8 protein-coding genes are annotated in these 6,458 nt (G+C 43.5%); 1 reads left to right on the top strand and 7 read right to left on the bottom strand.

Annotated features, from left to right (window positions below):
- Positions 1–502: 502 nt before the first annotated feature.
- Both ACRBG0_RS19070 and ACRBG0_RS19065 read right to left on the bottom strand, forming a co-directional pair.
- Positions 503–910: a hypothetical protein gene (locus tag ACRBG0_RS19070; RefSeq protein WP_431488454.1), complete on the bottom strand. Its 408-nt coding sequence runs from the start codon at positions 908–910 to the stop codon at positions 503–505.
- Positions 911–917: 7 nt separating this feature from the next.
- The gene (locus ACRBG0_RS19065) at positions 918–1,502 is read right to left on the bottom strand and encodes a thymidine kinase (RefSeq protein WP_431488453.1); all 585 of its coding nucleotides are present in this window, start codon (positions 1,500–1,502) and stop codon (positions 918–920) included.
- A gap of 148 nt (positions 1,503–1,650) precedes the next feature.
- Here ACRBG0_RS19065 and ACRBG0_RS19060 point away from each other — a divergent pair, with 148 nt between their 5' ends.
- Positions 1,651–2,337 carry a hypothetical protein gene (locus ACRBG0_RS19060; RefSeq protein ID WP_431488452.1) on the top strand — a complete coding sequence of 229 codons (687 nt, stop codon included), beginning with the start codon at positions 1,651–1,653 and terminating at the stop codon, positions 2,335–2,337.
- A gap of 4 nt (positions 2,338–2,341) precedes the next feature.
- On the opposite strand, the gene def is transcribed toward ACRBG0_RS19060, so the two are convergent.
- The 5 genes from def to ACRBG0_RS19035 form a co-directional block, all read right to left on the bottom strand.
- On the bottom strand, positions 2,342–2,893 hold the full coding sequence (def, locus tag ACRBG0_RS19055) for a peptide deformylase (RefSeq protein WP_431488451.1): 552 nt from the start codon (positions 2,891–2,893) through the stop codon (positions 2,342–2,344).
- Positions 2,894–3,019: 126 nt separating this feature from the next.
- Positions 3,020–3,436: a Holliday junction resolvase RuvX gene (gene ruvX / locus ACRBG0_RS19050; RefSeq protein WP_431488450.1), complete on the bottom strand. Its 417-nt coding sequence runs from the start codon at positions 3,434–3,436 to the stop codon at positions 3,020–3,022.
- 115 nt (positions 3,437–3,551) lie between these two features.
- Complete coding sequence (locus ACRBG0_RS19045; RefSeq protein ID WP_431488449.1) at positions 3,552–4,115, bottom strand: hypothetical protein; 564 nt, start codon at positions 4,113–4,115, stop codon at positions 3,552–3,554.
- Between the two features lie 17 nt (positions 4,116–4,132).
- Positions 4,133–4,891 carry a DJ-1/PfpI family protein gene (locus ACRBG0_RS19040; RefSeq protein ID WP_431488448.1) on the bottom strand — a complete coding sequence of 253 codons (759 nt, stop codon included), beginning with the start codon at positions 4,889–4,891 and terminating at the stop codon, positions 4,133–4,135.
- Positions 4,892–5,412: 521 nt separating this feature from the next.
- On the bottom strand, positions 5,413–6,453 hold the full coding sequence (locus tag ACRBG0_RS19035) for an aldo/keto reductase (protein ID WP_431488447.1): 1,041 nt from the start codon (positions 6,451–6,453) through the stop codon (positions 5,413–5,415).
- Positions 6,454–6,458: the final 5 nt, after the last annotated feature.

Genomic DNA, 6,458 nt, shown 5'->3' with positions numbered 1-6,458 from the left:
AAGTACTCCGACTTCCCACTTCCGACCTCCGATTTCGAGTCGAAACGTATAATCGCACTGGTACGATTGGGGTACAAGGATCATCAAAAATCAGGATCATCCAGGATGTTCGGGGTAGAATCTTGTGGCCTAGATTTGTAGCCATAGTAAATGATTTGAGCAGATAGTAACCAAACTAGTATAAACAACATTTTTGCCATAGGAGCGAAGCACATTGACAAGAATAAAAGGAACTGGGCGGTAATTTGTCCCCATAAAAGCTGACCACCCTTTTTATGTATATTGAAGTAACTGAGACTACATATGATAATCCAAATACCTGGTGATTCGATAAAGGAAATGATTAAGTCTCCGCTGCTTTCATACTTTTCAATATATCCTCTTAAACGCCAAGTACCCAATCCAAATATCTCTCTTACGAATTGTAAGACTCCCAAAAGGATAGCTATCCATAAAACGAGCTGAGGAATGGTAGGCTTTTTCATTTTACGATAGCGTTTAATTATGGCAAGTCATCCAGCAGGTCATCTCTCCATTCTGCTGGTATAATCAACTGTCTTTGGTTACGCCATACCACGGAAAAGAGGATAAGCCAGGCCAGCAGGTTAAAAGTAACGAGGGCAAACGGGTAGTAAGTGAGCAGGAGAATGACGATCATTTGTAGCGCCATCAACCACAAGGTAAGTGTACGCTTTTTAGCGTGTAGGTAGCCGTAGGTCAGCGAACTGATGATGGCGCATAAACCAGGAGAACCAAGGATAAACCACCAGAAAAAAGTATCGTTGGCCCATCCTATGTTTTCATTAAGTCCCCAGGCATCAAAACGAAAAGACTCGCGGTAAAGCTGGAAAGCACCTAGCAGTCCCAAGAGCACAATAATGATTGATAATGATCTCCTTTCGTTTGCCATGAGCAGTTTATTTCAAATCCAGAATATTACCCATGTTGTAACAAGAGCGGCAGCGCGGCTCGTATTTATCCTTTTCTCCTAATACCACCGTTGAGTCTTCAGATGAAAGCCGATAGGAATGGGTAGCCAAGTTGCCACAATGAGAACAAATAGCGTGTACTTTGGTAATGTATTCCGCTACGGCCAGCAGCCCTGGGATGGGACCGAAGGGCAAGCCTCTAAAATCCATGTCCAGGCCAGCGACGATTACCCGTTTGCCTGAAAGGGCGAGTTTTTGAACGTTTTGAATCAAATCCTGGTCAAAAAATTGTGCTTCATCAATACCTACAACGGTCACATCACCCCCTACTTTCAGGATTTTAGCGGAATGGTCGATTGGGGTTGCCAAGATAAAATTGTCATCGTGAGAAACGACCTTGACATTATCGTAACGGGTATCAACGCGGGGTTTGTAGATTTCTACTTTTTGATTAGCAAATTTGGCGCGTTTGAGGCGGCGTAAGAGTTCTTCGGTTTTTCCCGAAAACATGGAGCCGCAAATCACTTCAATCCAGCCACTGCGTTGTCCACGAAAGAAAGGTTCTAGAAACATATAGGTAAGCTTTAGCCCGAAAGATAGGGCAGCTTCACAATTTTACCCAAGAAAAACGGGTTATCCTTAGCACAATAACAGATAAGCCTTTATTTTTGGGCTCGTTCTGAAAATATCCCGTCAAATTACTAAGACGTCTGTCAACTACATGGACCTACAACAAGCGAAGATTCTACTAGAAAAAATCAATGCCCTTCACAAATCCGTTAGCCTGGATAAGGGAGATGTTTCCAATATTGAGCGCGATTTGATGCTCAGCTATATTCGCCAATTCTATGAGGCTTACCTCAATACAGATACCAGTGTGGCACCACAGCCGATGAGTAAGGCGGTGCCACCTCCACCACCGCCGCCTGCCCCTGCACCACCAGTAGAGAAAACAGTTTCGGAGCCACTGCCTCCTAAAGTAGAGGTGGAGCCTGCCCCTGCGCCGCCGCCACCTCCTCCAGCACCAAAGCCTGCGCCGGTTGTTGAAACACCACCTCCAGCTCCTGCACCGCCACCTCCTGCTCCTGCAAAAAAGGTTGCTAGTAATGGTGTTGAAGCACTATTTAAGCATAAAGCAGCCAAAGAACTTTCTGAGAAATTGAGCCAGCAGGCAATTACTGATCTTACTCGGGCGATGTCTATCAATGATAAACTGCTTTATTCCAACGAACTATTTGGCCGTGATATGGCCGCGATGAATGAAACACTCCAGCAGCTTAATAAATTGGGAAGTATGGAAGAAGCTCGCGAGCTACTCATTGATATTGCCGAGAAAAATGACTGGACAGAAGATGAGCGCACCGATGTAGCGGAGAGTTTCATCAAGCTGATAAGAAGGAAGTATTAGCCGATTAGACGAACTTCATTCTGTAATCGGCGCTCACCTTGCCTTTTTTGATGTTTTCAAGCTTCCGCTTGATGAGTCGTTTCTTGATGGGTTTGAGATATTCAGTGAAGAGTATACCATCGGTATGGTCGTATTCGTGTTGGATCACACGGGCGTTGAGGCCAGTGAAGGTTGCTTCTTGTTCCTCAAAGTTTTCGTCTACCCAGCGTAGGCGAATATTAGCAGGGCGTTCTACATCCCCGCGGACATCGGGAATACTTAGGCAGCCTTCTTCATAAGGCCATTCTTCGCCTGATTCTTCTACCTTTTCAGCATTAATGAAGGTCATTTTGATACCTTCTGCCTCTCTGCCTTCTTCCATCATTTGGACCGTGTCGACGACAAAAAGTCGGATAGCTTTACCGATTTGTGGAGCAGCCAGTCCTACGCCATTAGCGTGGTACATGGTTTCCCACATGTCTGCAATAAGTTTTTCCAGCTTAGGATATGCTGCGGTAATGGGTTGCCCCATTTTTTTTAAAACTGGTTGCCCGTAGGCGTAAACTGACAATAACATAAAACCATATTAATAAGATTCTCTAATATTTCTTGTGTTTGAAGTCAATCGAAAACAAAAATCACGCTTCTTATCAGTCGCTTAATATTTTTGCTTTTTTTGACCACAAAAAATATCAGAGAAGGATTAATAATTATTCGCTTCAAGGTATTCCTGCAAAATGATAGTGGCTGCGATTTTATCCACCAGCCCTTTTTCTTGCCTTTTTTTGCGTTTGAGGCCACTTTGCATGATGGCTTCTTTGGCCATCACAGAAGTATAACCTTCATCTTGCAAGACGAGTTTAAGCTGCGGGTATAATTTTTCCAATTTTCGTTTTAGCCCGATAACGTGGGGCGTAACTTTGGTTGGATTACCATCCGCATGGCGAGGTTCTCCGATAACGACGGTTTCAACCTCTTCTTCCGAAAAATACTTTTCCAGATAAGAAAGTAAATCCTGTGTTGCCACAGTATCTAATCCATTAGCGATGATCTGGAGTGGATCTGTCACTGCCAGGCCGGTGCGTTTGGTGCCGTAGTCGATTGCTAAAATTCTTGCCACAGCGCAAAGATAGGCACAATAACTGACGGGGAATTAATAAATAGGTGAGGAGTTTTACAAGGCGACCTTTGCTAACAGTTGATTTTTAAATTATGCACATGGTTTAAAGCTCTTTTTAAGGAAAATATTTGCGGATGTGTTTGCTGTTCATTTTTATCATTACCCTGACCAAAGCCCACGAAAGGATAAGGCAAAAAACACCTGTTCCTAGAAATTGGAAACGAGCTACTTTTAGGAATTGGCTGGTTAAACCCTCTCCTCCTATGGGGAAATTAGGAAGGATGCTTACTAATTGCTGTTGATAATTTTTGCTACTGTAGAAAAGGAAAAACAATAACAGCGCGAGCAGTATACTTATCGTAATAGTAAATAAAATCCGCCCCGATTTACGTCGCCTTAATAAATTCAAGGCCGTAATCAGAAGTAGAAATGAACCAACGATACTACTCGTTAAAACAATGGTTAGGAGTGCTTCCGTTTTTTGTTTTACGGCCGTAAAATCATGCTCAAAGGCTTCGGTCCCTTGAAACATCATTTCTTGAGTGGCGGTGATCTGTTGAAAAGAAAGCCATTTGAAACAAGAGAAATAGAGGGCAATAAAAGAAAAAACAATGATAACCCAGGCACTTGTCGAAATGAAGGCTTGATCCTTAATTTCTTGAGAGGTCACGTTTTTCACAGTGTTAATTTTGACTATTATTCAATAATTAGATGAGGGACTTCTTCTAGTTTCCAGTCAATAACCAAGCCTTTAGCCAACCTTTTGGCTACTTCTGTACCGTAGAGATATTCGCAGAGATACAGGGCAGCTTCAAAGGATTTAGCACCGCCAGCGGAGGTGATGTATTTACCATCGTGGACAAAGAGCACGTTTTCCCGGATATCATGATCAGGATAGCGTTCTCGCATAGCTGGGATGTCACTAGGGAAGGTGGTACTTACTTTGTTTTGAAGTAATCCGGCTTCGGCTAAAACAAATGCACCATCGCAGTGGCTGGTAATAAATTGAGCTTCACTAGCTGCCTGACGAACAAAATCAAGCATTGCTTCGTCTTCTAAATCACTGTCAAGGTGATGTTCCGCACTAGGGACAACCAGGATGTCGATAAGAGGAAGACTATCGTTGAGATAATCGAAGTGAGGGAGGATTTGTAAGCCTTCAAAGGTCGTTATAGGCTCAAGGGTATTGGCTACCAGGAAAGTATTCATGGCCTTGATGCTGTCACGAAAAATAGTGTGCTGGAAGATGTCGTAAGGAGCAGTCAGTTCGGTGTTGTATACGCCATCCATAACCAGGAAAGCAACGTTGTAGCGGTTGGGCTCAAGTATTAGGCTTGGCTTAGATGGGCGCGCCTCTGTAGATGAATTAGTGGGGGGATCCGAATCCAGGGTAGAAGTACAGGCAGTGAAGAGCAAGAAACTGCTGCTAAATAATAAGACGATATAGTGTTTCATTCTGCTGTTTTAGGAATTTTAATGGATTAAATAGAGAGAGATAATGGAACGTGTTTTGAAATGTAAGATGGAGGCTGGATATAGAAGCCCCAAGTGGAGGGCCCACCCTCAGCCAGATCGCCGAAACCGCCTCTTGGTCAATCGACCATAACGGGCGTGCGCCTATATCTGCTGCTAAGTTAGCAACAGCCAATCAATACGCTAAAAAAATCCGTTGAAATTCCCACATGACAAAAGTGGGGGTAATACCGCTGATTATCTTGGTGTGATGTCAGTTCACTAAGATTCTATAAAGGTATATATTTTCTTGATAAAACAAACAAAATAATATAAAATTTCAATATTTGATTTTTTTTGTTGATAGATAGAGGTAGCCAAAGTCCGTAGCCTGGGTACAAGGCAAGCAGCCTCATGCCTTGTAAGTATAGCGTGTAAGCAGGATAAGTTTATACTAAGTACTTTTTACCAAAACTATGAGACGCAAAGTGTTCAAGTTGAATAACACTTACATTTAGGCCTCGTTAAGGTGCCGGATTTGGAATTTGGGCATGCACTTCATTAATGGCTTTGATCACTTCTTCAGAAAGTTGTATGTCAATGCTATCAATGTTTTCGGCAAGCTGCTGTAGGTTGGTTGCACCAATGATGTTGCTGGTAATAAATGGCTGGTCATTCACAAAAGCTAGGGCCATTTGTGTGAGGGTCAGGTCATTAGCTTGAGCAATTTCGAGATAGCGGCGAGTGGCTTCCCAGGATTGTTCCGAACTGTAGCGTTTTACATGCTTGTATTTATTCAGCCGGTTTCCTGGCTCATCGGTTTTTAGGTGGTATTTACCGCTAAGCATACCGGCCCCCAAAGGAGAATAGGGGAGAAGTGTAACCTCTTCGCGGATGCTCATTTCCGATAAGCCAACTTCAAAAGTTCGATTTAGCAAGCTGTAAGGGTTTTGAATACTTACACATCGAGGCAAATCATGAGTTTCGGAAAGGTGTAAATACCGCATCATTCCCCAAGGCGTTTCGTTACTCAACCCAAAGTACCGAACTCTGCCACTTTTGATGATACTGTCTAGGTCGGTAAGTACTTCTAAGAAATTATCTTCCCATTCGTCGGTTTTATCATGCTTGTAATCACGTTGCCCAAAAAAGTTGGTCTGGCGGCTTGGCCAGTGCAACTGGTATAGGTCAAGATGGTCCACCTGCAACCGCTTTAGACTAAGGTCCAAGGCTTCCTCAAGGTTAGCTTTACTAAAACCAAGTTGGGGGCGGATATGCTGGGCGAATGGGCGGTCACCAGCAATTTTGGAAGCCAGAACCAAATCCTTACGCTTGCCCGTTTTTTGTAGCCAGTTACCAATGAAGATTTCTGTATCGCCCTGAGTGCGGGGTTTTACAGGGGAAGGGTAGAGTTCTGCCGTGTCAAAAAAGTTGACACCCCGGTCAACAGCAAGATCCATCTGAGCATATCCTTCGGCTTCAGTGTTTTGCTCACCCCAGGTCATTGTACCGAGGCATATTTTACTTACGTTAAGATCGGTGCGGGGTATAGTTTGGTATCTCATGTTTT

The sequence above is a fragment of the Lewinella sp. genome, from assembly GCF_050633125.1.
Taxonomy (GTDB): Bacteria; Bacteroidota; Bacteroidia; order Chitinophagales; family Saprospiraceae; genus Lewinella.
The sequence above is the reverse complement of the archived record's forward strand: the minus strand, read 5'-3'. Positions and strand labels throughout refer to the sequence as shown.

Bases quoted from the DNA above. Each gene is read 5' to 3' on its own strand.
- ACRBG0_RS19065 (WP_431488453.1), bottom strand. From the start codon at position 1,502: ATGTTTCTAGAACCTTTCTTTCGTGGACAACGCAGTGGCTGGATTGAA.
- ACRBG0_RS19060 (WP_431488452.1), top strand. From the start codon at position 1,651: ATGGACCTACAACAAGCGAAGATTCTACTAGAAAAAATCAATGCCCTT.
- def (WP_431488451.1), bottom strand. From the start codon at position 2,893: ATGTTATTGTCAGTTTACGCCTACGGGCAACCAGTTTTAAAAAAAATG.
- ACRBG0_RS19035 (WP_431488447.1), bottom strand. From the start codon at position 6,453: ATGAGATACCAAACTATACCCCGCACCGATCTTAACGTAAGTAAAATA.
- ACRBG0_RS19040 (WP_431488448.1), bottom strand. From the start codon at position 4,891: ATGAAACACTATATCGTCTTATTATTTAGCAGCAGTTTCTTGCTCTTC.
- ACRBG0_RS19070 (WP_431488454.1), bottom strand. From the start codon at position 910: ATGGCAAACGAAAGGAGATCATTATCAATCATTATTGTGCTCTTGGGA.